We start from the raw sequence: 24,174 nt of genomic DNA, 5'->3' as shown, positions 1-24,174 counted from the left end.
CCTAACGCAAATCCGGGGTCGAGTCAAAGAGCCGCTGGTGCTCGGTCAGGGCGAAACGGTCGGTCATTCCGGCAATGAAATTCCCGATCCGGCGGGCCCGGTCGCCCTCGTTGTCCGCCTCCGCCCCGACCAGCCATTCCGGCGGCAGCTCGCCGGGCGAGGTGAGGTATTTTGCGAACAGGTCGAACAGGATCTGTTCCGCCTCGCCCATCACCCGCATGACCCGCTTGTGGCGGTACATGTGCTGATAGAGAAAGCGCTTGATGGCGGCCTCCTCCTCGGCGACCGCGGCGGGGAATGCGATCAATGCCCGGCTCTGCTGGCGCACGTCCTGTGCGGATTGCGGTTTCACGGCGGTAAGGTTTATCTGGGCCTCGGCGAACACGGCACCGATCAAGTGTGAGATCAGCTCGCGCACCAGCTCGGCGCCGCGCCTGACGTCTTCGAGATCGGGGTAATGCGCAGAAGTCTCGGCGATGATCTCCGCGGTCAGCGGCATCACCTTGAGGTCGTCGAGGTGAAACAGGCCGGCGCGCAGACCGTCGTCGATATCGTGGGCATCATAGGCGATGTCGTCCGCGATCGCGGCGACCTGTGCCTCCAGCGAGGCGAAACTCCACAATTCGAGATCATAGATCTTGATGTAGTCGGCGATGCCGACGGGAACGCCGCGCTCGCGATAACGCCCGGCCGGCGCACCGCTGCGATCGGTCAGCGGGCCGTTGTGCTTGACGATGCCCTCCAGCGCTTCCCAGGTCAGGTTGAGCCCGTCGAATTCGGGATAGCGCTGTTCCAGGGCCGCAACGACGCGGAGCGTCTGGGCGTTGTGATCGAAGCCGCCAAAATCCTTCAGGCAGGCGTCCAGCGCCCGCTCGCCGGCGTGCCCGAACGGCGGATGGCCGAGATCGTGGGCGAGCGCCAGGGTTTCCGTGAGGTCCTCGTCCAGCCCGAGCTGCCGGGCCAGCGCGCGGGCGATCTGCGCCACCTCCAGCGAATGGGTCAGCCGGGTGCGGTAGTGGTCGCCCTCGTGGAACACGAACACCTGGGTCTTGTATTTCAGCCGGCGGAACGCGGTGGAATGGATCACCCGGTCGCAATCCCGTCGAAACGGGCTGCGGGTCCGGCTTGGCGGTTCCGCGACCAATCGGCCGCGACTGCGCTCGGGATCGCAGGCATAGGGCGCGTGGGGGGCAGCCATTCCGACGGACACGGCGAATTTAGTCTCTATCCATTTGATTCTGCGTATGGTGGCACTTAACTATGCCGGACGCGGGATACCAACTGAATAGGGCACGTGACCTTCAGGTGACCTTGGTGTGAGCGGGCCTATCGGAGACGAACGATGACGACTGACGTGACCATCAGTGACAAGGCCGCACGCCGGATTGGGGAGATCCTCAAGGGCGAAGGGTCTGGCGCGATGCTGCGGATCTCGGTCGAGGGCGGAGGCTGTTCCGGTTTCCAGTACAAGTTCGACATTGACCGTGCCCGCACTGACGACGATCTCGTGATCGAGCAGGACAATGCGGTGGTGCTGGTCGATTCCGCCTCGCAGCCGTTCCTGGCGGGGTCGCAGGTCGATTTCGTCGACGATCTGATCGGCGCCTCGTTCCGCGTCAACAATCCGAACGCCACGGCGTCCTGCGGCTGCGGGACCAGCTTCTCGATCTGACGTCGCCGGCTAGGCGCCGGTCATCTGCCTTTCCTCGTCCGTCCACTCCACGTCGACCGACATGAGCTCCGGCTGAAGTGGTGCGTCTCCCGCCATCACATGTCCATCGAGCGCGCGCAGCAGCGCCGCCAGCAGCGCGGGTTTGCGTAGCGGCTTGGCCAGGAAGTCCGACATGCCGGCCTCGCGGCAGATCTTGACGTCCTCGGGGAAGGCATTGGCGGTGAGCGCGATGATCGGCAAGGATTCGAATCGGCCACCTTGCGCACGGATCGCCCGGGTTGCGGCAAGGCCGTCCATGTCGGGCATCCGCACGTCCATCAGCACGAGATCGTAGTCTTCCTCCGAGGCCGCCGCGACGGCCTCGACGCCGTCGGTGACGACGCGCAGCTCGACGTCGAAGGCCCCTAACATCTTGCTCACGACCATGCGGTTGACGGCGTCGTCCTCGGCGACCAGCACCCTCAGCGGTCGGTCGAGACTCGCGATACGCGCCTTGAGGTAGTCGGCTTCGTCGCGGTCGGCAATGTAGTCGGATGCCTGCTCCTGGCTCCAGGGCAGCACCAGCGTGAAGCTGAATGTCGAGCCCTCGCCCGGCGTCGAGGTGACGCCGATGGTGCCGCCCATCTGTTCGATGATGCGCCGGGAGATCGCAAGCCCAAGCCCGGTGCCGCCGAAGCGGCGGCTGATCGAGGCGTCGGCCTGCGCGAAGTCGGAGAAGAGCTGGCCAAGCTTCTCGGGGGCGATGCCGATACCGCTGTCGGTCACGCTCCATTCGACGGTGGCGAGCAGATCGCGGCGGGCCTGACAGACGGCTGCGATCGTGACTTCGCCTTGGTCGGTGAACTTCACCGCGTTGGATGCGAGGTTGAGCAGGACCTGGCGGATACGCGCGACATCGCCGCGCAGCGTCGGCGGCAGGTTCGGATCGAGCTTGACCTTGACCGCGAGCCCCTTGCTCTTGGCACTCGCGCGCACGACGGTCGCCAATGTCTCTACCAGCGCCTGCGGCGCGAAGTCGATCACCTCGAACGCGAAGCGTCCAGCCTCGAGCTTGGAGAGGTCCAGGATGTCGTTGAGGATGCGCTGGAGATTGTCGCCGGACTCGCGGATCGTGGTGACGGCCTCGTGCTGCTCCGGATCGAGTTTTGTCTCCAGAAGCATGCTGGCAAGCCCGAGCACGCCGTTCATCGGCGTGCGGATCTCGTGGCTCATCACCGCGAGGAAATCCGATTTGGCGCGGCTCTCGGCCTCGGCCTTTTCCGCGCGCCAGCGCTCGGTCACGTCGCGGCCGAAGCCGCGATAGCCGAGGAATTGACCGTCGCGGTCGTAGGCCGGCTTCGCGGTGAGCGACCACAGCCGCGCCTCGCCGCCGGCGACGACCTTGAGATTCATCTCGTGCAGCGGTTCGGCGTGCTCCATCAGGCCGACGACATTGTAGGCCGCGCTCTTGTCTTCGGGGCACAGCATGTCGAGCACGTCGGCGAAATGCGAGCCCTTCAGCAAGGGCAGTGGCAGCTGTGCGACCGCGGCGAAGCGCTCGGGCACGTCGACCAAATGCCCTTCGGCGTCGGTCTGCCACAGCCAGTCGCTGGCGTTCTCCTGAAAATCTTTCAGCAACAGCGAGATGATCTCGGTCTGGCGCTCGAGCTCAAGCTGGGCCTTGAGATTGCCAAGGAACAGATTGCCTTGCGAGACGATGTTGCGCGCCATGAAGAACGCGAACAGCAGCAGGAACACGGCGGTCACGAGGTAAGGCCCGGTGCCGCATAACAGCAACGCACCGGCACAGGCGATCGTCGTCGTCGCGAGATAGACAAGGCCCGCACGCGGGAAGGTCGAGAGCGTGAAGGCACCGCCGGACATCATGCCGACCATAAGGCAGGCCAGAATGAGCTGACTGGTCGGCTCGATGCGGCTGAACAGCGCGACCGGCAGCGTGCCCCAGATTGCGGCGAGGAAGAACGCCTGCCGCAACATCTGCCGCGCGGCGCGGGGTGAGGCTTCCTGAGGCGGGCTTTGGTGGGAGCGCCGCCACGCGCGCACCGCAAGCGAGGCGGCGGTCGCGAGGGTCATGCCCCAGATCGCGAGAAAGTCGTTCCAGCCACGACCCCAGAACAAAATCAGCACCACCGCGACGTTGAGCATAGTGACGGCCATCGTCACCGGGATCAGGCGTATCACCGCGTCGATCTGCTTGGCACGGATGCGGCTCAGCTCGCGCTCGCTGAGACCGGCGGTCAGGCCGTCCTCGATCTCGTAGCCGCCGAGCCAGTACAGGAACGCGCCGATCAACCCGTCGCGGGGCTCGGTTCGCTTCATGGCTTTGTTCGGCCGTCCCATTCGAAAAACCTTTTCACGATCAATGGACCGGGCCCGACTTAAGCCGGGTTAATTTTGTGGGAGATTTCGCAGCGTCCTTGACGGGCGCGTTTGCATTTTGTTCTAACCATGGCCCCTGCCCGGAGCCGCCAAGATGCCCATCAGAATAGCCACCTGGAACGTGAACTCGGTCCGGCAGCGCATCGATCTCCTCCTGACCTGGCTGAAGGAGTGCCAGCCGGACATCGTCTGCCTCCAGGAGATCAAATGCGTCGACGACGCCTTCCCGCGGCTGGAGATCGAGGCGCTCGGCTACAACGTGGTCACCCACGGGCAGAAGACGTTCAACGGTGTCGCCCTGCTCTCCAAGCTCCGGTTCGACGAGACCAAGTCGGGGCTGGCCGGCGACGACGAGGATGCGCATGCCCGCTTCCTCGAAGGCGTGGTGACGCTCAAGTCCGGCGTGCTGCGCATCGCCTGCCTCTATCTGCCCAATGGCAACCCGGTCGGGACCGAGAAATATCCCTACAAGCTCAAATGGATGTCGCGGCTTCTTGAGTATTCGAAGGAGCGCCTCAAGACCGAGGAGCCGCTGATCCTCGCAGGCGACTTCAACGTCATCCCGCATGCCCGGGACGTCCATAATCCCGCCGCCTGGATCGAGGACGCCCTGTTCAAGCCCGAGACGCGGGAAAGTTTTCAGTCCCTGCTCGGCCTCGGCCTGACCGATGCGCTTCGGGCCGTCACCGACGAGCCCGGGCTCTACACGTTCTGGGACTACCAGGCCGGCGCCTGGCAGAAGAACCACGGCCTGCGGATCGACCACCTTCTGCTGTCGCCACAGGCCAGCGACCGGCTCGCCAATGTCGGCATCGACAGCTATGTGCGCAGCTGGGAGAAGCCGTCGGACCACGTGCCGGTGTGGGCGGATCTCGATCTTGAGGCGGCGTGAGGCCGCCTCAACCCATCACTCCCGTCGACCCTGCACCCATTGCTCCAGCATCTGCAGGCACATGGCGCGATCGTCGTCGGAGGCCTTTGCGAAGGCGCGGTTGTAGTTTTCCTTGATCCAGGTCTCGTCGCTGCCTGCGCTGTCGCGCGCCAGCGTCAGCCACATCAGGCCGCGCGCGGCCTGCCGCGGCAGGCGGTCGCCGTTGAACAGCATCTGGCCGAGCAGCGCCTGGGCCTCGTGCTGGCCCTTCTGCGCGGCGAGCCCAAGCCAGCGCGCGCCGTAGCGGAAATCCTCGCGCGAAGCGTCCGGCGTCTTCAGGTACAGGCGGGCGAGATCGTATTGCGCATCCGCATTGCCGAAATAGGACGCGGCATAGGAAAACATCTCCCGCGCCCGCTCCTGGTCCGGCTTGACCTTCGAATTCGGGATGCCGCTGAGATAATAGCGGCCGAGCGCCACAAAGGCGTTGGCGACGATCTGCGCCTGCGGCGCGGACGGGCTGTCTTCGGCGTGCGCGTTGGCGATGCGGGTGAAATACTCGAACGCACGCACATCGTCCTGGGCGACGCCGTCGCCATTGGCGTACATGCGGCCGAGCTTCCACTGCGCGATGGGGTGGCCACCCTCCGCGGCATATTGCAGGGCGCTGAGCGAGGTTTCCTGGGGCACGACTGGCGGTACATTGCGCACCTTGCCTGCTGCGCCCGGCAAGGTCGTGACCACCGGGATGGTCGCATCCTTCTGGCTGACGGGTGCGCCGTCAAAGGCGAGAGCCGGCGCGGCCAGCGCGGCAGCCCCCAACACAAACGCAACGATGGTACGCCTAGATGTCCGCATAGCACTGTTTCTCGTGCGCGCCGCCCGGATGGGTCACTGCCCCACCGACCGCTGGTCCAACCTGCTGAGCATATTTCCAGAGCGCGCCCGTCGTGTGGTTAGTCGCGCGAGCGGTCCATTTGGTCTTGCGTTGGGCAAGCTCCTGGTCGCTCAATTTTACGTTAAGGGTACCGGCGACCGCGTCGATTTCGATGATATCGCCGTCCTCCAGCAACCCGATCGGGCCGCCGATGGCGGCTTCCGGCCCGACATGGCCGATGCAGAAGCCGCGGGTGGCGCCGGAGAAGCGGCCGTCGGTGATGAGCGCGATCTTGCCGCCCATGCCCTGGCCGGTCAGCGCCGCGGTGGTCTGGAGCATTTCCCGCATGCCGGGACCGCCCTTCGGCCCCTCGTAGCGGATCACGATGACTTCGCCTTCGCGGTAGGTGCGCTTCTGGACGGCCTCGAAAGCATCCTCCTCACGGTCGAAGCACCTGGCCGGACCGGTGAACCTGAGGTTGGACATTCCCGCGACTTTCACGATCGCACCTTCTGGCGCCAGATTGCCCTTCAGACCGACCACACCGCCGGTGACGGTGATGGGCTTGTCTGCCGGGTGCACCACGTCCTGGTGCGGATTCCACTTCACGCTTTTGAGGTTTTCGGCGATCGTTCGACCGGTGACGGTCATGCAGTCACCGTGGAGAAATCCGTTGTCGAGCAGCGTCTTCATCAGAAGCGGTATGCCACCTACTTCAAACATGTCTTTGGCGACATAACGGCCGCCTGGCTTCAAATCCGCGACGTACGGTGTCTTTTTGAAGATTTCGGCGACGTCGAACAGGTCGAACTTGATGCCGCACTCGTGCGCGATTGCCGGCAGGTGCAGTGCAGCATTAGTCGAGCCACCGGACGCGGCGACCACGGCGGCGGCATTCTCCAGCGCCTTGAGGGTGACGATGTCGCGTGGCCGGATGTTTTGGGCGATCAGCTGCATGACCTGCTCGCCCGCGGTCATGCAGAAGGCGTCGCGAATTTCATAGGGTGCCGGAGCACCGGCCGAGTACGGCAAGGCCAGCCCGATCGCCTCGGAGACGGTCGCCATCGTGTTGGCGGTGAACTGCGCGCCGCAGGCACCCGCCGAGGGGCACGCCACGCGCTCGATCTCGTCGAGGTCCTCGTCCGACATTGCGCCGACCGAGTGCTTGCCGACGGCTTCGAACATGTCCTGCACGGTCACCTGCTGGCCCCGGAAATTGCCGGGCAGGATCGAGCCGCCATAGATGAAGATCGAGGGCACGTTGAGACGGACCATCGCCATCATCATGCCCGGCAGCGACTTGTCGCAGCCGGCCAGGCCAACGAGAGCGTCATAGGCGTGGCCGCGGATCGTCAGTTCGACGGAATCGGCGATGCATTCGCGCGACGGCAGCGAGGAGCGCATGCCGTCATGCCCCATCGCGATGCCGTCGGTCACGGTGATGGTGCAGAACTCGCGCGGCGTGCCGCCGGCGGCTGCGACGCCCTTCTTCACCGCCTGCGCCTGGCGCATCAGGGAGATGTTGCAGGGCGCGGCCTCGTTCCAGCACGAGGCGACGCCGACGAAGGGCTGGTGGATCTGGTCGGTGGTCAGACCCATGGCGTAGAGGTAGGAGCGATGGGGCGCGCGCGCAGGACCTTCCGTCACGTGACGGCTCGGCAGCCTCTGCTTGATGTTGCTCTTCGCGTCCATCGCAAACCAGTTTCCCCGGCCAACCCTTTCAGACCCGAAAAATCAGAGCCAAGACTTTAATCGACCTTTTGAATCGACCTTGGGGATTTCCGTCGTCTTCCAGGATCACCGCTGCCGCTAAAATATTCGAGTGATTTTATTCATGTTCGGGTGTGGCCAAAAAGCGGCGTCGATGCGAACGGACAGAGAAGATGGTTAAATCCGTGACGGGTGTTGCACGGACGGCACAATCGTGGCCGTGAGGACACGATCGAGCTTACTGCGATACCCCCGGCGGGAGGACAATCCACTTCAAGTTTCCGGTGCGTGCCTGCGTTGCAACTTCGGCGCGACCACGAGGCGCAGCCAAGGTGAGTCGGCGCCTTCATCTCCCCGCCTGTCCGGACGCGCTGCAAGGGCGCTGCGTCCAGGCCACAGATCGAAGTGTTGTGCACACTCTCTCCACATCGTCTTTGCGAGCGGAGCGACTTGTCCGCCGAAGCTTTAGCGAAGGCGGAAGCATCCAGAATCCTCCGCGGAAAGACTCTGGATCGCTTCGCTGCGCTCGCAATGACGGAGCAAGGGGCAGCAATCGCCATCCGCCAATGCAGATTCAACTTGCAGACACGCTTCGCGTTCTCGCGGCTGATTCCGCCCGAGCTTTGCTTCGTCGCTTCACCCTCTTGTCCAAGAGGGCGCAGGGTACCCGCTGTCGTGCTCGCCAGCGTGGGCAGCCTGATCGCGGTGCTCGACCATGCGCACGGGCTGATGACGAAACTGTCCATCGCCGTCGTGGTCTGCGCCTGGGTCTGGATCGTCTGTCGATCGCGGACGCGCGGCTTGAAAATCCGATCGTCCGTGCTGGCTGCAATGTGCGCCGCGACCGTTCTGACCGCGACGGCCGCGCTGTGGCCGGTTATGGGGCCCGCCGTCGTCCACACCCTCGGTGTCGCCAAGAAGCCGAAGCCTCCGGCCGGCTGATGGACGCAATCACAATCTTCGGAGTGCTGTCGGTCAGTGCGATGCTGCTGTTTTACGCGCTTGAGCCGCGCGGACCGCATTTCGTGCTGGCCTTCGCGGCAGCCTGCGCGTTCAGCGGGGTCTATGGCTTTCTCCAGGGCGCCTGGCCGTTCGGGTTTGTCGAGACGGTTTGGACAGCGGTCGCCTTGCAGCGCTGGGCAAAGGTCCGGTTATCGGCATGACCGGACTTCAGTGCCTTGGTTGGCGCTCAGTCGTTCCGCATCGCGCGCCCGAACGGATCGGCCAGACGGACGATCTCACAGACGGCGACGAGGCCGGCGAGCCAGATGGCGCTGGTCAGCCCGATCCGGGTCACGATGGCGGCGGTGAAGGCGCCCTCGCCGCCCAGGACCGGCGTCGCGGCAAGCAGCGCGAACTCATAGACCGCGTAGGCGGCAACGAATGCAATCGCAAGCATCAGTGGCGTGCGGCCTCGCGGCAGCCTACGGAGGACCGTCGATGCTGCTGCGGTCGATAGCAGCGCAGCAGCGCCGATGACGAAGCCCCAGGCGATAGTGCTGGGGTCGATCGGATAGTGCAGCGCGCCGAAGCCGATGCCCTGGTTCACCAGCCAGGCGCCGGTGACGACGAGCAGCGCCGGACGCAGCGGCAGCATGGCGGCGGCGACAACCGCGCAAGCCGCAAACGGCGTGGCACAGGCGAATGCAAAGCTTGCCAGCGCGCATGACACGATCAGCAGCGCGAAGCCGAACAGCGGCGCAAGGCGCGCCGCGACCGGGTTAAGGCGGAAACGGTCGCCGAGGGGCGGCAGGATTGGACGGGGCATGGATGAACTCATGCCGACGATCCTAGCACATTTGCACCTGCTTGGATCACCTCCCGCGGCAGTTCCAACCGCCTCATCAGAGGTCCCGACGGATGGTGACGCGCGCCCTCTTGCCCTCAGCTGGCTGCGCTCGGCCCTCTTCTCCTTAAACGGCGGGCTACGCTCGCCCTCTTGGGCGCTGGGCCTGAGCCCAGGCCGCGGTGACGTCGCGCGGCGGGACGTCGACGCGCCGGATCGGCGTCAACTCGCCGGAGGCGGAGATGATCGCGGTCTCCTCGCGGCGGCAGCGCGGGCAAACGAAGCGGACCTCGTTCGGCGAAGCCGACCAGCTCGAACGTCTTACATTGGCGGCCATCGGCCAGGCTGCGCAGTGAGAGCATGACACCAGGAACCGACCGGGATCGAGCATACCCATTCCAAAGGACTCCGCGTCCTGCCATCCCTTCAATGATTGATCCATGTGAATCGTTCCGGTGCCAAAACACCGTCGAGACACCATCGGCCCCGAACCAGGAGGCGGAGCCGCTCAGCGGGCGCCCTTGAGCGTGCACGACGTGCTGCAGGTGACCGTGTTGCCGTGGTCGCACGCCTTGCAGGCGGCAACGCACTGGGTCATGTCGCGGGGATTGAAGGAAGTGTAGTTCCGCATCGCGCAGACCGGGGTCGAGCCGGTGATCTCCTGCTCCTGGTTGCAGGCTGCCGTCATGAGTCCAAACATGATGACCGCAAAAAGGCGCATGGGATCGCCCTGCTAGGCACGACAAAACAATCTCGCGACGCGCGCTGCACCGCAGCGAGCCCCGGCATTACCACAGCGGGAAATCGCCGCAGGCGTCCCCGCATCTGCATTGAGGATGCGCGCCAAGTGTTAAGAACGGATTGCCGGCGTCAGGCCGCAGCTTGGCTCGCTATGGCCTGCCGCATGTCCACCGCCAGCTGGCGATACCGCTCCGAGAGCTTCAGATAAAACTCACGCTTGGTGCTGTCGGTGGCGAGCCTGGCGATCAGCTCGCATTCGGCGGTGAGCGTCTCGAACCGTTCGAGCCTGTTCTCAAGTTCTGTCATCGGCGTGTCCCCATCAAACGCCTCAAGGACACCAAACCTAAGCCCGGGAAATAGGTCACTGCGAACATCGTTATCGAGTAGAATCAATTTTTCCCGCGCGGCCGACTATTTCTGCTCCAACCGCCAGGCGCCGTCCCAGCCCTCGTCCGGCGGATGGGCCTCGAACCGCGTGATACGAGCAAGCATTGCCCGCGAGGGGCCGTCGCCTGGGACGGCTTCAAGTGCCGCGTTGAAGCCGGCGCGGGCCTCGTCGAAGCGGCGGGCGCGATAGGCGGCGAGGCCTTCGGCGTAGTGAGAACGCAGGCTCTCATGCGCGGCCGTGAGTGCGCCTGCCCGGCCCATCACCTCGAAGATCGTTTGCGGCGCGCTCTGGCCGGCGACCGCAAGACGGTCGACCTCGCGCAATCCGAGGTGCGAGCCGATCGCGTCCGCCGTCGCCTGCGAGATCAGGATACGGGTGCCATAGGTCTTGTTGACGGCCTCCAGTCGTGAGGCGAGGTTCACGGCGTCGCCCATCACGGTGAAGCTCATCATCAGCTCGGAGCCGATGCTGCCGGTCAGGACCTCGCCGGTGGCGATGCCGATCCGCAGATCGCAAAGCCCGGGCATGGCGCGGATGCCGAGCAGATCCGGCAATTGCTTCTGCAGCGCGGGCACCTGATCGGCCATTTCGATCGCAGCAAGGCCTGCGAGCAGCGCCGGCTCTTCCTCCTCGATGAAGGGAGGGCCCCAATAGGCCATGATGGCGTCGCCGATATATTTGTCGATGATGCCGCGGTTGCTCCTGATCGGACCGGACATGACGGTAAAATAGTGGTTCATCACCTTGACCAAGCCGCGCGAGGTCATGCCCTCGCTCATCGCGGTGAAGCCGCTCATGTCGCAGAACATGATGGTCATCACCCGGCGCTGGCCGTCGACGGCGACCTCCGGCCGGTCAATCAGCCCCTGCACCACCTTGGGATCGATGTAGCGGCCAAAGGTCTCGCGGATGCGCTCGTTCTGGCGCAATTGCTCGACCATGCGATTGAAGGCGGAGGCGAGTTCGCCAATCTCGTCCTGCGTCGAGACACTGATGGTCTTGTCGAAGCGGCCCGCCTCGACTTCGCGGGTGCCGGCCAGCAAGAGCCGGACCGGTCGCGTGATCCCGGTGGAGACCATGATCGCAAAGGCAAGTCCGACGATCGCCGCGAGGATGGTCACGATGCCCGAGACGATGATCGCCTGGCGCTGATGGCGGATCACCTGCGCGGTGCTCACGAACACCTGCGAGAGCATCTCGGCGCGGATCGCATCGATCCGCTGGGTGAAGAGATCGCGGAGCGCGTCCACATGGACGAGCACGTCGCGCGTGGCCGCAAAGTCCTTGGCATCGAGCAGCCGGAGCAGCTTGGCGTCCTCCTCGTCGAGTTCGCGGCGAAGCTCCTTGACTGCATTCTCGATGCGCGTCTCGATCCGGGCGAGTGCCGCGTTGTCCGACGGTGTGCTCTCATCGTCGATGATCGCGTTGATCAGCTTTCGCGCGGCTTCGGCCTCCTGCTCGACCTGGGCGTCCGTTTCCCTGAAGATCTTCAGCCGCGCCGCAAAGCCCTCCTCGTCCGGCGGCGTTTGCATTTTGGCGATCACCATGCGCCGCATCGCCAGCGCCCGCTCCAGCGAACGCACATTGGACCGCGCCAGGTGGCCGTAAGCCGGAATATACCGCGCGGTCAGCTCATCCAGAAGATGGCCGACGCGGCTGGACATCACCATCGACAGGATCGCGGTGACGACCATCAGGATGATGAGGCCGAGCGCAATCCCGACGATCTTGCGCCGGATCGACTGGTTGAAAATCGGCATGGGCGCGGGACAATGGGCTGAAGGGGAAAGGCTTTGGAACCCAATACAACGGATTTGCCGCCGGGAATACGCGCAATTTGGCCGCTTCGAGGCGTCCTGAACCGCCGCAACCGTCGCGCGAGCCGTATTCGTTAATGAAGGTTAAGAGACCCGCTCGCCCCGCCGTTGCACAGGTTCCCTGGCTCCATCCGTATTTCGCCGCATTGTTGGAACAGCTTCAGGATGCGAAACGACGTCGTGTCACCATTTTGACGCCGTTTTGATTCTCGAGCCGCATCTCGTCGCGGACTTTGGTTTGTACTGGTTTCGCAGGGGGACCACGGAATGAACCAGTGCCTACGCTCGCTCGCGTGTGTCGTTGCCGTGGCCGCTTTGGCCTTCATCCCTACAGAGCTGGCAGCGAAGAGCGGTCACAAATCGTCCGCGCCGAAGAAGACGCATGAGGCGAAAACCGGCAAGCAGCGCCACGCCTCCGCCGGCAAGGCGCGGCACGGCAAGCATGCCGAGGCCAAGCGCAAGTCGAAGAAGCAGGACGACGCGCCCTCGGACAAGCCGGCAGCCCCGCCGCTGACTGGCGATCTCGCCGCGCTGAAGGATGCCATCGATCTCGCGCGGAAGGGCAAGACCGAGGACGCCAGCGCGGCGCGCGACCGCATTGCCGACCCGGCCGGACAGAAACTCGCCGACTGGTTTATGCTGCGCCATTCCGAAAGCACGGCGAATTTCAAGCGCTACGCCGCCTTCCTCGCCGCCAATCCGGACTGGCCGAGCAGCGCGCTGCTCCGCCGCCGCGCCGAGGCGCGGCTGTGGCAGGAGAAGGCCAACGCGGCGACCGTGCACAAATTCACGATGGACCGGCCGACCAGCGCCAAGGGCAAGTTCGCGCTCGCCCGCGTGCTGATGACCGAGGGCGACAGCGACAGGGCCGCGCGTCTCGTGCGCGATGCCTGGCGCACGGACGAATTGTCCGAGCGCAGTGAGGAGGATTCCTACCAAGCGTTCCGCGATCTCCTGACCGCCGAGGATCATCGCGCCCGCATGGACAAGCGGCTCGGCGCCAAGGACTATGCGGGAGCGCGGCGCGCAGCCAAGCGGCTCGGCGAGGATGCGCTCGCGATCGTCAAGGCCTGCGCCGCAGTCACCGGCAAGGCCAGCAAGGCCAAGGATTACCTGGAGGACATTTCGGCCGAGGCGCGCCGCGACCTCGGCTATGTGCTGTGCCGCGCGCAATGGCATCTCCAGAATGACCGCATCGACGACGCGGCCGAGGTGATCCTGGCCGCCGCGCCCGATACGATGGCGGCGCAAGACACCGACGCCTGGTGGCGCGAGCGCCGCCTGCTCGCGCGAAAGCTGCTCGACCAGGGCAAGTTCAAAACCGCCTATGATTTGGTGCGCTCGGCAGCCGTGCCCGCGATGGAGGTCTATCGCGCCGACTATCACTTCATGTGCGGCTGGATCGCGCTGCGCTATCTCGATGATCCCAAGGCGGCGATGACGCATTTCGCCGCGATCGACGAAGGCTCCGCCAATCCGATCGCGCTGTCGCGCGCGCATTATTGGCGCGGCCGCGCGGCCGAGGCAATGAACGCACCGGCCGATGCGCGCCTGAGCTATCAGGCGGCGGCGCGCTATCCGACCGCCTATTACGGCCAGCTCGCCCGCGCCAGGCTCGGTCTCGACCGCATCGAGCTGCGTGCGCCCTCGCCCGTGCTGGCAGCAGTCGACGCGCCGCCCGCGGACGAGCGCGTGCGCGCCGCCGACATGCTCTACGGCGTCGGTGAGCGCGACATGGTGTTTTACTTCGCCGAGGATTTTGCCAAGGAGAGCACCGACGTCGCCGCACTCGAAGCGCTCGGCGAGCTCGCCGGCCGGCGCAACGATGCGCGCGTGATGCTGGAGGTCGGCAAGTCGGCGCTGGCGCGCGGGCTCGCGCTCGATCACTACGCCTTCCCGACCATCGGCATCCCTGAACATAAGCAGGTGGCGCCCGCGATCGATCCCAGCGTGATCTATTCGGTGGCGCGCGCCGAAAGCTCGTTCGACCAGCGCGACAAATCGGCCGCCAACGCAGTCGGGCTGATGCAGGTGACGCCGGAAGCGGGCCGCGACACCGCAAAGCGCTTCGGCCTGACCTATGACTGGGACAAGATGGTCTCCGATCCCGTCTACAACACGCAGATGGGCGCGGCCGAGCTCAGTGCGCTCATGTCGGAATATCGCGGCAACCAGATCATGACCTTCGCCGGCTACAATGCCGGCCGGGGCCGCGTGCGCGAATGGGTGCAGGCGCGCGGCGACCCCAGGGATCCCAAGGTCGATCCGGTCGACTGGGTCGAGCGCATCCCGCTGTCGGAGACGCGCAACTACGTCCAGCGCGTGATCGAGAACGTGCTGGTCTATCGTGCGAGGTTTGAGGCCAGCAGCGTCGTCGCGGGGAAGTCCGAGCAGCGCGTTACGACGCCGAACAGGGGCGCGATGCCGACGGCATCGGCCGCAGCCGCCGCGCCCTAGCTTCGCGACGCCGGGGCTGGACGCGGCGTGAAGCTGGATGCAGTGACTGCGACCGACCTCTCTGCGCGGGTCCGCATCGTTTGGCGAGCCGTCACCTCCTTCCGTGGTCAGAGGGTTCGTACGCGCGCAGAAATGCTTCCGTCAGCGAGCGCGAGAGCGCGCCCGTCTGCAGTATCCAGTTCCAGCTCGACACCGTGATCGCTTCGAGCGAACTGCGGTAAGGCCAGAGCATTTCCACCGCCGTCTGCTGATATCGACGGTAGCAATCATAGTCGCAGTACCGCCGCTCAGCGGGCACATGGCGGACGTAACTCGCGCCCAGCGGCTGCGCGCACGCGCTGCAGGTACCGCCGTGGCGAGGCCCTTCCTGATTGACGAACATGAATCTCATCGCGATGTCCTCTCGCCCGGACGGCAAATCCACCGCCCGTTTCGCCCTCCTATCCGCTCAAGACGCCGCTCGTGTGCGCCCCTCGATCAGCGGCGCAGCTTCGCCATGAAGCGCGTAACACTCGTAGCCGCAGTAGGGCAGCAGCGTCTTCGCATCGCGCAGATAGCCGCCGCTGATCTCCTCGCAGCACCAGAGGCAGGACGTTTTGCGAAAAGGGGTCCTGCCGTTCACCAATATGAACCTCATGTGGCACCTCCGAGCGCAAAGCAGTAGACCGTGTCGACGAGAGAGGCGGACGGCGGCGGCGCGCAAAGATGGTTGCGGCCGTCGGGATTATCCCTGTTTCGCTCGACCTTCTGAGGCGGAATGAGGATGTATTTCCCGTCTTCCCGGCGCAGCGCGTAGATGCTCCCCTCGACCCGCCGTATCTCGGTCGGGTAGCAGTCGGCGTTGTTGCAGCAAGTCAGCACCGGATTGTCCGGCATGTGCCAACTCGAATAGAACTGCTCGTGGAGGAGCAGATCCCGAGGCGGATGACGATGTGCGCCATCCTGTCCAGCCTCGTCCGCCTCCGCTCCAGTCATCAACGAAAGCGGCAGCGTGATCGCCAAGAGGAGCTTGCAACAACGGTTCAACGCGCAGCCTCCCGATACAGAATTGCCGAACGCAGCGGATCCGGTGACTGGTGCTTACGCCGCCTGAGACCGAAACAGCCATCGGCGATCGCGTTCGCGGCGCGCTCTGAAGCGATCGAGACATTTCCGGGAGCAAAGCGGCGCTCGCCAGGAATAATACCGGATCAGGCCGAACTTCCCGCTGCAGACGGCGCAGCTTTTTGCGGCGGAAGGGCGCTCGGAGTGTTCGGGCTTATCGCACATGATCCTCTCCTCCTGGCCTCTGATGGGCGCCTCTGACGGTCGAGGATCCCCACGGGCGCTGATGCACAATCATCACGTTCGTCAACGAAATGCGGCTTCTCAATCGTGACCAGATCATCGGCAAGTCAGCGCCGGCGGAGGCGAAGCTGGCCTCTTGAGTGCACGACCCCGCGCTACTCAACTGTTCAAGCGTTGCGATCGACACCACTGGATTGCCGGTGAGACTAGTCCCCATGTGACGGGCCGCTCAATTGTACGGAGGTAAATGCAGCGTATGACTAGGATTGCGCGACCTATACATAGGTTTGTCCGGTGATTTACCGGAGTTTCGTCCGCTCGCAACGAGACGGCGCAACGCTGGCAAGCTGCACGGAGCCCGCGAACTTTCGATGCGGAATCCTGCTTTGATCAGGGAATTGCCCCTGCTGTCGCAAAGTGCTCTACTCTCCCTGCCCCACGCGGGCCGGGACGCTTGCGATGATGCCTGGCCAGATCGCAAAACTAGGGAATTCGGCCGCGCAATTCCTGCTCGGCGGCCTTGCGGCGCTTCGATCTCTCGGCAATGCGGGGAAAGGCGAGCCCGCGACTGGGGATGGCTGGCGGCAGGACAATGCCGACCTGCGCGACGCCGTGAAGCAATGGCGACAAGTGTTCGAGCACAATCCGGTCATGTATTTCATGGTCGATCCGGCCGGAACGGTGCTCAACGTAAATACATTTGGCGCCGCGCAACTGGGCTACACGGCGGCCGAGTTGACCGGCCAATCTGTGCTGAACGTCTTTTTCGAAGAGGACCGCGATTTCGTCCGTCGCTGTGTCGGGCTGTGCCTGGAAACCGTGGACCAGTCGCACACCTGGGAGATTCGCAAGATCCGGAAGGACGGCTCGGTTCTCTGGGTCCGTGAGAACGCCAAGGCCATGCGACGCGGCGACGGCACGCCGATCGTGCTGGTCGCCTGCGAAAACATCACCCAGCGCAAGGAGGCGGAGGATGCGCTGCGGCAGAGCGAGGCCTACCTTGCCCAAGCGCAGGAGTTGAGCCGCACCGGCAGCTTCGGCCTGAGCCTGGCAACCCGCGAGGCCGTCTGGTCCAGGGAGACCTTTCGCATCTTCCAATGTGACCCGCAGGTCAAACCGACGCTCGATTTCGTTTTCCAGCGCATTCATCCGGAAGATCGCAATGCGGTCAGCAAGACCCTTGATCGGGCCTTCCGTGAGGTCGGCGATTTCGACCATGAGTATCGCCTGCTGATGCCCGATGGAACCATCAAATATCTCCATTCCGTGGCACGCGTGGTGAGACATGGATCCGGCCACATCGAGTTTGTCGGAGCGGTCACTGACGTCACTACGGCAAAGGAAACCGAACAGCGGCTGCGTCGCAGCGAAGCCTATCTGACCGAAGCCCAGCGCCTCAGCCACACGAGCAGCTGGGCCTGGAACGTGCGCAGTCAGGAGTTTGCCTACCGATCGGCCGAACTCTATCGCCTGTTCGGATTCAACCCGGACCAGATCGATCTGTCGGCGCAGGCTTTCCAACAACGGATCCTCGCCGAAGACTTTCGCCGGATCGTCGATGTGGAACGTCAGGCAATCCGGCAAAAGCAGCCTTTCGAAGTTGATTTTCGGATTTTGCGTCCGGACGGTTCCGTACGACACGTCCATACGGAGGGGCATCCCGTCGTCGGCGGGGACGGCGATGTCACGGAAATCATCGGCACCCACGTCGATGTCACCGAGCAGTTTGCCGCCAGACAAGCGCTGCAAAAAGCCTTTGACGAGCTCAAGCTGTCCGAGCAGCGATTTCGCGACTATGCCGAAACCGCCTCGGACTGGTTTTGGGAGAGCGGGCCGGACCACCGTATCACACGGATTTCGGAACATGCCGACACGGCCGGTCCCGTGCCCACGGGCGTGATCGGCCTCGCCCGTTGGGACATTCCACCCGATGCCGAGCTCGAGCCCGAGAAGTGGGAGCGGCATCGCGCGACGCTCGATGCCCACCTTCCGTTTCGCGACCTGGTCTACCGAAGCAAGGATCGCAACGGATCTCCGATCTACGTGCGCACCAGCGGCAAGCCCTTGCACGACGCGAACGGCAACTTTCTCGGTTATCGTGGCGTCAGCAGCGACGTGACGGCGGCCATCCGCGCCGAGCAGGCCGAAGAAGCGCTGCGCAAGGCGCAAGCCGAACTAGCTCACGTGACGCGTGTCACGATGCTCGGCGAACTCACGGCCTCGATCGCCCACGAGATCAATCAGCCCTTGGCCGCCGTGATCTCCAATGCGGATGCCTGTATCGGATGGCTCGGCCGCGAACCAGGCCAACTGAATGCCGCACGCCGTTCCGTGGAATGGATCGTCGAGGACGCCAATCGCGCCAGCGAGGTGATCCGCCGGATCAGAACGCTTGCGAAGAAGACCGAGATCGAGATGGCTCCGGTCGACATGAACCAGCTCGTCAGGGAGACGGTGGCGCTCGTCCGCCGCGAGCTTGCCACCCATGCCGTGTCGGTACGAATGGAGCTGGCGTCCGCTCTACCCAGCGTTTGCGGCGACCGGATCCAGCTGCAGCAGGTGCTGATCAACCTGGTCATGAACGGGATTGAAGCCATGCACGCCAATGTGGACCGTCCGCGCGAGCTTGCGATCCGCTCCAGCCAGGCGAGCGAGCACGGCGAAGGCCGCATGCTCCTGATCGTGACAGACAGCGGGGTCGGCCTCGGCGACGGCGCGACGGAGCGCATCTTCACACCTTTCTTCACGACAAAGCCGAGCGGCCTGGGGATGGGACTGTCGATCTGCCGATCGATCATCGAGGCTCATGCGGGCCGGCTCTCGGCCTTCCCCAATGACGGAAGCGGAGCAACATTCCAGATTGCCCTGCCCTTGCCGATCGAGGACACGTCGTGACCGACCTTCCCAAGGTGGCGACGGTGCAGACGAGTTCCGACGATCCGATCGTCTTGATCGTCGACGACGATCCATCGATGCGCCGTGCGCTCACCAACCTCTTTCAATCCGTCGGCCTCAAGGTCGAGGCTTTCGGCTCCGCGGCGGAGATCATGGAAGCCAAGCCACCGGCGGTCCCCAGCTGCCTTGTGCTCGACATCCGCCTGCCGGGCTCAAGCGGCTTTGACCTGCAGTCGGACCTAGCGAAGGCGAACATTCACACGCCCATTATCTTCATCACCGGTCATGGTGATATTCCGATGACCGTCAGGGCCATGAAGAGCGGCGCCATCGATTTTCTGACCAAGCCGGTGCGCGACCAGGACATGCTGGATGCGGTTCAGGCCGCGATCGAACGGGATCGCAAGCGACGCAATGCCGAGGAGTCGGTCGCGGGAGTGCGGTCCCGATTCGAGGGTTTAAGCGCGCGCCAGCGCGACATCCTCGCCCTGGTGGCGTCCGGCCTGATGAACAAGCAAGTCGCTGCCGAGCTCGGATTGGCTGAGATTACCGTCAAGATCTACCGCGGGCAGATCATGCGGAAAATGGGCGCCAAGTCGTTGGCCGATCTCGTCAGAATGGTGGAGGCGCTCGGAATCTCACGCCCGGGCGGAAAGGTGCAAACCTAAGTATGCTTTTCAAGCTCGCTCCAAGGGCTCACTTTCGTCAAGTGCGGCACCGTGATCGGCGGCTCCCCGATCAGGAGCGATCATCTTGTCAATCCCCTCGGCCATTTCCGTCATCGACGATGATCGATCAGTCCGCCTTGCGACCAATAATCTGCTGACGTCGCGGGGATACACGGTCAACATATTTCGCTCCGCTGACGAATTTCTTCAATCGGCCGAACTGAAGACGACGTCCTGCGTGATCGCGGATGTGCAGATGTCGTTGATGGGCGGCCTTGAGCTCTTGACGCACATGCGCAGCCTTGGTCACCACACGCCCTTCATTTTCATGACGGCTTTTCCCGACGATGCCGTGCGCGACCGCGCGCTGAAAGCGGGCGCTATCTGCTTTCTGGCGAAGCCGTTCTCCACGCCCGCTCTGCTTGAATGTCTGCGGATGGCCCTGTCCGGCTCCGATCAAACCGAGACGTGATACGCTGGCGCCGAGCCCTGGCGACACGGCGCTCACTCCACCTTGATGTTCGCCGCCTTGATCATTGGCCACCACTTCGCGATCTCCGCCTTCTGGCGGGCGCCCAGGGCCTCGGGCGTGAGCTGATCCTGGGGTGTCATCTCAAGCCCCTGACTTTCGAGCTGCTTCTTCACGCCGGGATCGTTCAGCGCTTCCACGGCAGCGGCATTGAGCTTGGCGACGATCGCCTTTGGCGTGCCCTTCGGCACCCACATGCCGGACCAGAGCGTCATGTTGAAGCCCTTCAGGCCCGCCTCCTCCGCCGTCGGGATGTCGGGCGCCGACGACAGGCGCCTGTCATCGGTGATGGCGTAGGCGCGAATGGTGCCGGCGCGGACCTGGTTGATGGAGTTCGAGGTCTGGTCGACGATGATGTCGATCTGGCCGGCAATGAGATCGTTCAGGGCGGGCGCGGTGCCGCGATACGGTACGTATTGCAGCTTGATGCCGCTGACGCTCTCGAAATAGACCCCGGCGATGTGGCTACCCGAGCCCGCGCCGGCGGTGCCGGCGGTCGGCGGCGACGGTCGCGACTTCAGCCAGTCCAGCAGCTCCTTCAGCGAGGTCGCGGGCACCGCGTTCTTGCTGACGACGATCATCGGATTGCTCGGCAGCAGCACCACCGGCTCCAGGTCCGCGACCAGGTCGTAATTGAGCTTGTAGACGGCGCCGTTGGCAACGTGGGTGCCGAGATGGCCGAACGAGATCGTGTAGCCGTCGGGGGCCGAATGCACGGCGCGGCCGACGCCGATCGAGCCGCCCGCGCCGGTGACGTTCTCGATCACCAGCGGCTGCCCAAGCGATGTCCGCATCCGCTCGGCAAGCACTCGCGCCATCGCATCCGACGGACCGCCGGCGGCGAAGGGAACGATGATGGTGATGGGACGCGAGGGATAGTCGTCGGCGCGCGCGGCGCCTGCAACAGCGAGAATAGCAATCAGCGCAGCCCAGGCGGCCTTCATTGTCTTCTCCCAGCAATGTCATTGTTGTTTTAGTCTCTTCCCGCGTACGGGAAGAGGGATCGTTCCTGAAGGGACGAAATGCCGCGCTAGAACTGCGAATAGTCGATCGGCTTGTGGCGATCGAGCGTGCGGGTGACCGGCGGCAGCGGGTATTTCAGGCCGGTGGCGCAGTTGAACAGCATCACGCGGTCGGACTTGCTGACGCGGCCGTCGGCGAGGCTGTCCTTGTAGGCGGCGTAGGTGGCAGCACCTTCGGGGCAGAGCAACAGCCCCTCCTCGCGCGCGACCTCGCTGAGCGCCGATGAGATCTTATCGTCGTCGACGGCAATGGCAAAACCGTTGCTCTGCCGCACCGCGCGCAAAATGAGAAAGTCGCCGATCGCCTGCGGCACGCGAATGCCTGACGCGATGGTGTGAGCGTCCTCCCAGCGCGTCGCATGCTCGGTGCCGGCCTCATAGGCGCGCACCATGGGCGCGCAGCCGGAGGCTTGCACCGCGACCATGCGCGGGCGCTTGCTGCCGATGAAGCCGATCTTCTCTAGTTCGTCGAACGCCTTCCACATGCCGATCAAGCCGGTGCCGCCGCCGGTCGGATAGAAGATCACGTCGGGCACGTCCCAGCCGAGCTGCTCGGCGAGTTCGAGCCCCATCGTCTTCTTGCCTTCGATGCGGTACGGCTCCTTCAAGGTCGAGGTGTCGAACCAGCCGACTTTCGCCTTGCCCTCGCCGACGATCTTGCCGCAATCGTCGATATAGCCGTTGACGCGGTAGACGGTGGCGCCCTGCAGCTCGATCTCGCTGACGTTCACCTCCGGCGTATCGGCCGGGCAGAAGATCGTGGTCTTGATGCCGCAGGAGGTCGCATAAGCCGCGAGCGCCGCGCCGGCATTGCCGTTGGTCGGCATCGCCATATGCTTGATGCCGAGCGCCTTGCCCATCGACACCGCCATCACGAGGCCGCGCGCCTTGAACGAGCCGGTCGGCAAGCGCCCCTCGTCCTTGACGATGATCTCGCCGCCGCCGAGTTTTGCACCGAGCTTGGGCAGCCGGATCAGCGGCGTCGTGACCTCGCCGAGCGAGACGATATCCCGACATTTACGCACCGGCAAAAGCTCGCGGTAGCGCCACATGTCGGCGGGGCGCTGGGCGAGCGCGTCTTTCGTCAGCGCCGTCTTCACACCGGCAAGGTCGTAGCGCACCAGCAGCGGCTTGCCGGCCTTAGAGAGGTTGTGGACCTGGTCGGCGGCGTAATGATCGCCCTCCATCGCGCATTCGAGATGGGTGACGAAGGTCGGGCGTTCGATGGTGAGGTTGTCGTTGTCTTGCATGGGGTGATTTCCTTCTTGTTTTGCAAACAGATCCCTCCGCTCGTCATTGCGAGCGCAGCGGAGCAATCCAGAGTCTTTCCGCGGAGGCAGTCTGGATTGCTTCGCTTCGCTCGCAATGACGGTGGTGGGCGGCGATGCGCGCCCGTCAAATATTCAGCACCCGTCCATACGCATCCAGCACGGCTTCCTTCATCATCTCCGACAGGGTCGGATGCGGGAACACCGTGTGCATCAGCTCCTCTTCCGTGGTCTCAAGGTTCATGGAGACGACGTAGCCCTGGATCAGCTCGGTGACCTCCGCGCCGATCATGTGGGCGCCAAGCAGCTGGCCGGTCTTCTTGTCGAAGATCACCTTGACCAAGCCCTGGTCCTCGCCGAGCGCGATGGCCTTGCCGTTGCCGACGAAGGGGAAGCGGCCGACGCGGATCTCGCGGCCGTTCTCCTTGGCCTTGGCTTCGGTGAGGCCGACGGAGGCCACCTGCGGCTGACAATAGGTGCAGCCCGGGATCAGGTTCTTGTCCATGGCGTGCGGATGCAGGCCCTTGATCGCCTCGACGCAGATCACGCCTTCATGTTCGGCCTTGTGAGCCAGCATCGGCGGCCCCGCGACATCGCCGATGGCATAGATGCCGGGGATGTTGGTCTTGCCGTAGCCGTCGATCACGATGACGCCGCGATCCGTTTTCACGCCGAGCTTCTCGAGTCCAAGGTTCTCGATGTTGCCGACGACGCCGACCGCCGAGATCACACGCTCGAACTCGGTCGTCACAGGCTTGCCCTTGCCGTCGTCAATGGTAGCGACGACGCTGTCGGCCTTCTTCTCGAGCTTGGTCACCTTGGTCGAGGACAGGATCTTGATGCCCTGCTTCTCGAAACGCTTGCGGGCCAGGCCGGCGATCTCGGCGTCCTCCACCGGCAGGATCTGCGGCAGCACTTCGACCACGGTGACGTCCGAGCCCATGGTGTGGAAGAAGGAGGCGAACTCGATGCCGATCGCGCCGGAGCCGACGACCAGCAGCGATTTCGGCATCCGCTCCGGCACCATCGCCTCGAAATAAGTCCAGATCAGCTTCTTGTCGGGTTCGAGGCCCGGCAGCACCCGCGGCCGCGCGCCGGTCGCGATGATGATGTGCTTGGCCTGATACGTCCCCTCGCCCAGCGCACCCTTGGGGCCCTCGACGTCCGACTTCTTCACGGTGACTTTGCCGGGCGCATCGATCGAGGCCGCGCCCCAGATCACGCTGACCTTGTTCTTCTTCATCAGGAAGCCAACGCCATCGTTCAGCCGCTTCGAGACACCGCGCGAGCGCTGCACCACCGCCTTCGGGTCGAACGAGACGTTGTCGGCCGACAGGCCGTAATCCTTGGCGTGCTGCATGTAGTGGTAGATCTCGGCCGAGCGCAGCAGCGCCTTGGTCGGGATGCAGCCCCAGTTCAGGCAGATGCCGCCGAGATAGGATTTCTCGACGATCGCGACCTTGAAGCCGAGCTGGGCGGCGCGGATTGCGGTGACATAGCCGCCCGGACCGGAGCCGATGATGATGATGTCGAAGGATGTCTCGGCCATGGCGGCTCCCATTCAACTCAAGAGGCGCCGCGGGCGCGGCGCTTGATCAGAAAAGACCTCACCAGCCATTCGAGCATCGTCGCCAAAGCCATTACGGCCAAGGCAATCAGCACGACCGGCTGGGCGATGTTCCGTGCCAGTTGTTCACTGGCAAAGAACGCGGAGTAAAGAAGATCGAGCCCAATCGGGTTGAGCGCGACGACTGCTCCAAGCAGCAGCGACATCCATGGCCAGCGGGTACGGACATGCAACGGTGCC

The 24,174-nt window shown here is 64.2% G+C and carries 24 protein-coding genes; 8 read left to right on the top strand and 16 right to left on the bottom strand.

The window, feature by feature from the left end:
- Nucleotide 1 precedes the first annotated feature (1 nt).
- Complete coding sequence (locus IVA93_RS18040; RefSeq protein WP_085362127.1) at nt 2–1,210, bottom strand: deoxyguanosinetriphosphate triphosphohydrolase; 1,209 nt, start codon at nt 1,208–1,210, stop codon at nt 2–4.
- Between the two features lie 132 nt (nt 1,211–1,342).
- Between IVA93_RS18040 and erpA the strand changes: the two genes are divergently transcribed.
- A complete protein-coding gene (erpA, locus tag IVA93_RS18035) occupies nt 1,343–1,672 on the top strand; it encodes an iron-sulfur cluster insertion protein ErpA (protein ID WP_007610737.1) in 330 nt (109 codons plus the stop codon).
- A gap of 9 nt (nt 1,673–1,681) precedes the next feature.
- Here erpA and IVA93_RS18030 read toward each other — a convergent pair whose 3' ends face one another.
- Nucleotides 1,682–4,012, bottom strand: coding sequence for a hybrid sensor histidine kinase/response regulator (locus IVA93_RS18030; protein ID WP_018458035.1), 2,331 nt, complete (start codon nt 4,010–4,012; stop codon nt 1,682–1,684).
- A 133-nt stretch (nt 4,013–4,145) separates the two neighbouring features.
- Between IVA93_RS18030 and xth the strand changes: the two genes are divergently transcribed.
- Nucleotides 4,146–4,943: an exodeoxyribonuclease III gene (xth, locus tag IVA93_RS18025; protein ID WP_039800265.1), complete on the top strand. Its 798-nt coding sequence runs from the start codon at nt 4,146–4,148 to the stop codon at nt 4,941–4,943.
- A 15-nt stretch (nt 4,944–4,958) separates the two neighbouring features.
- Here xth and IVA93_RS18020 read toward each other — a convergent pair whose 3' ends face one another.
- Nucleotides 4,959–5,780, bottom strand: coding sequence for a tetratricopeptide repeat protein (locus tag IVA93_RS18020; RefSeq protein WP_026233489.1), 822 nt, complete (start codon nt 5,778–5,780; stop codon nt 4,959–4,961).
- Nucleotides 5,767–7,491, bottom strand: coding sequence for a dihydroxy-acid dehydratase (gene ilvD, locus IVA93_RS18015; RefSeq protein ID WP_247296611.1), 1,725 nt, complete (start codon nt 7,489–7,491; stop codon nt 5,767–5,769). Before ilvD ends, IVA93_RS18020 begins: the two co-directional genes overlap by 14 nt.
- Before the next feature lie 693 nt (nt 7,492–8,184).
- Between ilvD and IVA93_RS18010 the strand changes: the two genes are divergently transcribed.
- Entirely contained in the window at nt 8,185–8,451 is a 267-nt protein-coding gene (locus IVA93_RS18010; RefSeq protein ID WP_204511292.1) for a hypothetical protein, read from the top strand.
- Nucleotides 8,451–8,672: a hypothetical protein gene (locus tag IVA93_RS18005; RefSeq protein WP_018458040.1), complete on the top strand. Its 222-nt coding sequence runs from the start codon at nt 8,451–8,453 to the stop codon at nt 8,670–8,672. The genes IVA93_RS18010 and IVA93_RS18005 overlap by 1 nt, the downstream gene beginning before the upstream one ends.
- Nucleotides 8,673–8,698: 26 nt before the next feature.
- Here the strand turns inward: IVA93_RS18005 and IVA93_RS18000 are convergent, their stop codons facing one another.
- The 5 genes from IVA93_RS18000 to IVA93_RS17980 form a co-directional block, all read right to left on the bottom strand.
- Nucleotides 8,699–9,277, bottom strand: coding sequence for a hypothetical protein (locus tag IVA93_RS18000; protein ID WP_018458041.1), 579 nt, complete (start codon nt 9,275–9,277; stop codon nt 8,699–8,701).
- A 157-nt stretch (nt 9,278–9,434) separates the two neighbouring features.
- Nucleotides 9,435–9,737 (bottom strand): hypothetical protein, encoded by a 303-nt coding sequence (locus IVA93_RS17995; RefSeq protein ID WP_247296609.1) that lies wholly within the window; start codon nt 9,735–9,737, stop codon nt 9,435–9,437.
- A 66-nt stretch (nt 9,738–9,803) separates the two neighbouring features.
- Nucleotides 9,804–10,016, bottom strand: coding sequence for a hypothetical protein (locus IVA93_RS17990; RefSeq protein WP_018458043.1), 213 nt, complete (start codon nt 10,014–10,016; stop codon nt 9,804–9,806).
- A 149-nt stretch (nt 10,017–10,165) separates the two neighbouring features.
- Entirely contained in the window at nt 10,166–10,342 is a 177-nt protein-coding gene (locus IVA93_RS17985) for a hypothetical protein (RefSeq protein ID WP_018458044.1), read from the bottom strand.
- A gap of 105 nt (nt 10,343–10,447) precedes the next feature.
- On the bottom strand, nt 10,448–12,184 hold the full coding sequence (locus IVA93_RS17980) for an adenylate/guanylate cyclase domain-containing protein (RefSeq protein ID WP_247370306.1): 1,737 nt from the start codon (nt 12,182–12,184) through the stop codon (nt 10,448–10,450).
- 324 nt (nt 12,185–12,508) lie between these two features.
- Between IVA93_RS17980 and IVA93_RS17975 the strand changes: the two genes are divergently transcribed.
- Nucleotides 12,509–14,698 (top strand): lytic transglycosylase domain-containing protein, encoded by a 2,190-nt coding sequence (locus IVA93_RS17975; protein ID WP_247453106.1) that lies wholly within the window; start codon nt 12,509–12,511, stop codon nt 14,696–14,698.
- Between the two features lie 91 nt (nt 14,699–14,789).
- On the opposite strand, the gene IVA93_RS17970 is transcribed toward IVA93_RS17975, so the two are convergent.
- From IVA93_RS17970 to IVA93_RS17960, 3 genes are read right to left on the bottom strand one after another with little or no spacing between them, the layout of a single operon-like run.
- The gene (locus tag IVA93_RS17970; RefSeq protein ID WP_018458047.1) at nt 14,790–15,089 is read right to left on the bottom strand and encodes a hypothetical protein; all 300 of its coding nucleotides are present in this window, start codon (nt 15,087–15,089) and stop codon (nt 14,790–14,792) included.
- Nucleotides 15,090–15,146: 57 nt separating this feature from the next.
- Nucleotides 15,147–15,335: a hypothetical protein gene (locus IVA93_RS17965; protein WP_039800268.1), complete on the bottom strand. Its 189-nt coding sequence runs from the start codon at nt 15,333–15,335 to the stop codon at nt 15,147–15,149.
- On the bottom strand, nt 15,332–15,700 hold the full coding sequence (locus tag IVA93_RS17960; RefSeq protein ID WP_231188449.1) for a hypothetical protein: 369 nt from the start codon (nt 15,698–15,700) through the stop codon (nt 15,332–15,334). Before IVA93_RS17960 ends, IVA93_RS17965 begins: the two co-directional genes overlap by 4 nt.
- A 744-nt stretch (nt 15,701–16,444) precedes the next feature.
- Here IVA93_RS17960 and IVA93_RS17955 point away from each other — a divergent pair.
- The 3 genes from IVA93_RS17955 to IVA93_RS17945 all read left to right on the top strand — a co-directional run bounded on the left by IVA93_RS17955 (nt 16,445) and on the right by IVA93_RS17945 (nt 20,020).
- Complete coding sequence (locus tag IVA93_RS17955) at nt 16,445–18,880, top strand: PAS domain-containing sensor histidine kinase (RefSeq protein ID WP_247370298.1); 2,436 nt, start codon at nt 16,445–16,447, stop codon at nt 18,878–18,880.
- Nucleotides 18,877–19,548 carry a response regulator transcription factor gene (locus IVA93_RS17950; RefSeq protein WP_018458051.1) on the top strand — a complete coding sequence of 224 codons (672 nt, stop codon included), beginning with the start codon at nt 18,877–18,879 and terminating at the stop codon, nt 19,546–19,548. The genes IVA93_RS17955 and IVA93_RS17950 overlap by 4 nt, the downstream gene beginning before the upstream one ends.
- Nucleotides 19,549–19,633: 85 nt before the next feature.
- The gene (locus tag IVA93_RS17945; protein WP_018458052.1) at nt 19,634–20,020 is read left to right on the top strand and encodes a response regulator transcription factor; all 387 of its coding nucleotides are present in this window, start codon (nt 19,634–19,636) and stop codon (nt 20,018–20,020) included.
- Between the two features lie 32 nt (nt 20,021–20,052).
- Here the strand turns inward: IVA93_RS17945 and IVA93_RS17940 are convergent, their stop codons facing one another.
- The 4 genes from IVA93_RS17940 to IVA93_RS17925 all read right to left on the bottom strand — a co-directional run bounded on the left by IVA93_RS17940 (nt 20,053) and on the right by IVA93_RS17925 (nt 24,140).
- Nucleotides 20,053–21,021 (bottom strand): tripartite tricarboxylate transporter substrate binding protein BugD, encoded by a 969-nt coding sequence (locus tag IVA93_RS17940; protein ID WP_018458053.1) that lies wholly within the window; start codon nt 21,019–21,021, stop codon nt 20,053–20,055.
- Between the two features lie 86 nt (nt 21,022–21,107).
- A complete protein-coding gene (locus IVA93_RS17935) occupies nt 21,108–22,349 on the bottom strand; it encodes a threonine synthase (protein ID WP_247296605.1) in 1,242 nt (413 codons plus the stop codon).
- Between the two features lie 145 nt (nt 22,350–22,494).
- Complete coding sequence (gene lpdA, locus IVA93_RS17930; protein ID WP_018458055.1) at nt 22,495–23,916, bottom strand: dihydrolipoyl dehydrogenase; 1,422 nt, start codon at nt 23,914–23,916, stop codon at nt 22,495–22,497.
- A 17-nt stretch (nt 23,917–23,933) separates the two neighbouring features.
- The gene (locus IVA93_RS17925) at nt 23,934–24,140 is read right to left on the bottom strand and encodes a hypothetical protein (protein WP_247296603.1); all 207 of its coding nucleotides are present in this window, start codon (nt 24,138–24,140) and stop codon (nt 23,934–23,936) included.
- Nucleotides 24,141–24,174: the final 34 nt, after the last annotated feature.

Origin of the sequence: Bradyrhizobium sp. 155 (assembly GCF_023101105.1) — a bacterium.
GTDB lineage: Bacteria > Pseudomonadota > Alphaproteobacteria > Rhizobiales > Xanthobacteraceae > Bradyrhizobium > Bradyrhizobium canariense_D.
The sequence above is the reverse complement of the archived record's forward strand: the minus strand, read 5'-3'. Positions and strand labels throughout refer to the sequence as shown.

Bases quoted from the DNA above. Each gene is read 5' to 3' on its own strand.
- IVA93_RS17955 (WP_247370298.1), top strand. From the start codon at position 16,445: ATGATGCCTGGCCAGATCGCAAAACTAGGGAATTCGGCCGCGCAATTC.
- lpdA (WP_018458055.1), bottom strand. From the start codon at position 23,916: ATGGCCGAGACATCCTTCGACATCATCATCATCGGCTCCGGTCCGGGC.
- xth (WP_039800265.1), top strand. From the start codon at position 4,146: ATGCCCATCAGAATAGCCACCTGGAACGTGAACTCGGTCCGGCAGCGC.
- IVA93_RS18000 (WP_018458041.1), bottom strand. From the start codon at position 9,277: ATGCCCCGTCCAATCCTGCCGCCCCTCGGCGACCGTTTCCGCCTTAAC.
- IVA93_RS17995 (WP_247296609.1), bottom strand. From the start codon at position 9,737: ATGGATCAATCATTGAAGGGATGGCAGGACGCGGAGTCCTTTGGAATG.
- IVA93_RS17990 (WP_018458043.1), bottom strand. From the start codon at position 10,016: ATGCGCCTTTTTGCGGTCATCATGTTTGGACTCATGACGGCAGCCTGC.
- IVA93_RS17925 (WP_247296603.1), bottom strand. From the start codon at position 24,140: ATGTCGCTGCTGCTTGGAGCAGTCGTCGCGCTCAACCCGATTGGGCTC.
- IVA93_RS17965 (WP_039800268.1), bottom strand. From the start codon at position 15,335: ATGAGGTTCATATTGGTGAACGGCAGGACCCCTTTTCGCAAAACGTCC.
- ilvD (WP_247296611.1), bottom strand. From the start codon at position 7,491: ATGGACGCGAAGAGCAACATCAAGCAGAGGCTGCCGAGCCGTCACGTG.
- IVA93_RS17985 (WP_018458044.1), bottom strand. From the start codon at position 10,342: ATGACAGAACTTGAGAACAGGCTCGAACGGTTCGAGACGCTCACCGCC.
- IVA93_RS17940 (WP_018458053.1), bottom strand. From the start codon at position 21,021: ATGAAGGCCGCCTGGGCTGCGCTGATTGCTATTCTCGCTGTTGCAGGC.
- IVA93_RS17970 (WP_018458047.1), bottom strand. From the start codon at position 15,089: ATGAGATTCATGTTCGTCAATCAGGAAGGGCCTCGCCACGGCGGTACC.
- IVA93_RS18020 (WP_026233489.1), bottom strand. From the start codon at position 5,780: ATGCGGACATCTAGGCGTACCATCGTTGCGTTTGTGTTGGGGGCTGCC.
- IVA93_RS17975 (WP_247453106.1), top strand. From the start codon at position 12,509: ATGAACCAGTGCCTACGCTCGCTCGCGTGTGTCGTTGCCGTGGCCGCT.
- IVA93_RS17935 (WP_247296605.1), bottom strand. From the start codon at position 22,349: ATGCAAGACAACGACAACCTCACCATCGAACGCCCGACCTTCGTCACC.
- IVA93_RS18030 (WP_018458035.1), bottom strand. From the start codon at position 4,012: ATGGGACGGCCGAACAAAGCCATGAAGCGAACCGAGCCCCGCGACGGG.
- erpA (WP_007610737.1), top strand. From the start codon at position 1,343: ATGACGACTGACGTGACCATCAGTGACAAGGCCGCACGCCGGATTGGG.
- IVA93_RS18005 (WP_018458040.1), top strand. From the start codon at position 8,451: ATGGACGCAATCACAATCTTCGGAGTGCTGTCGGTCAGTGCGATGCTG.
- IVA93_RS17980 (WP_247370306.1), bottom strand. From the start codon at position 12,184: ATGCCGATTTTCAACCAGTCGATCCGGCGCAAGATCGTCGGGATTGCG.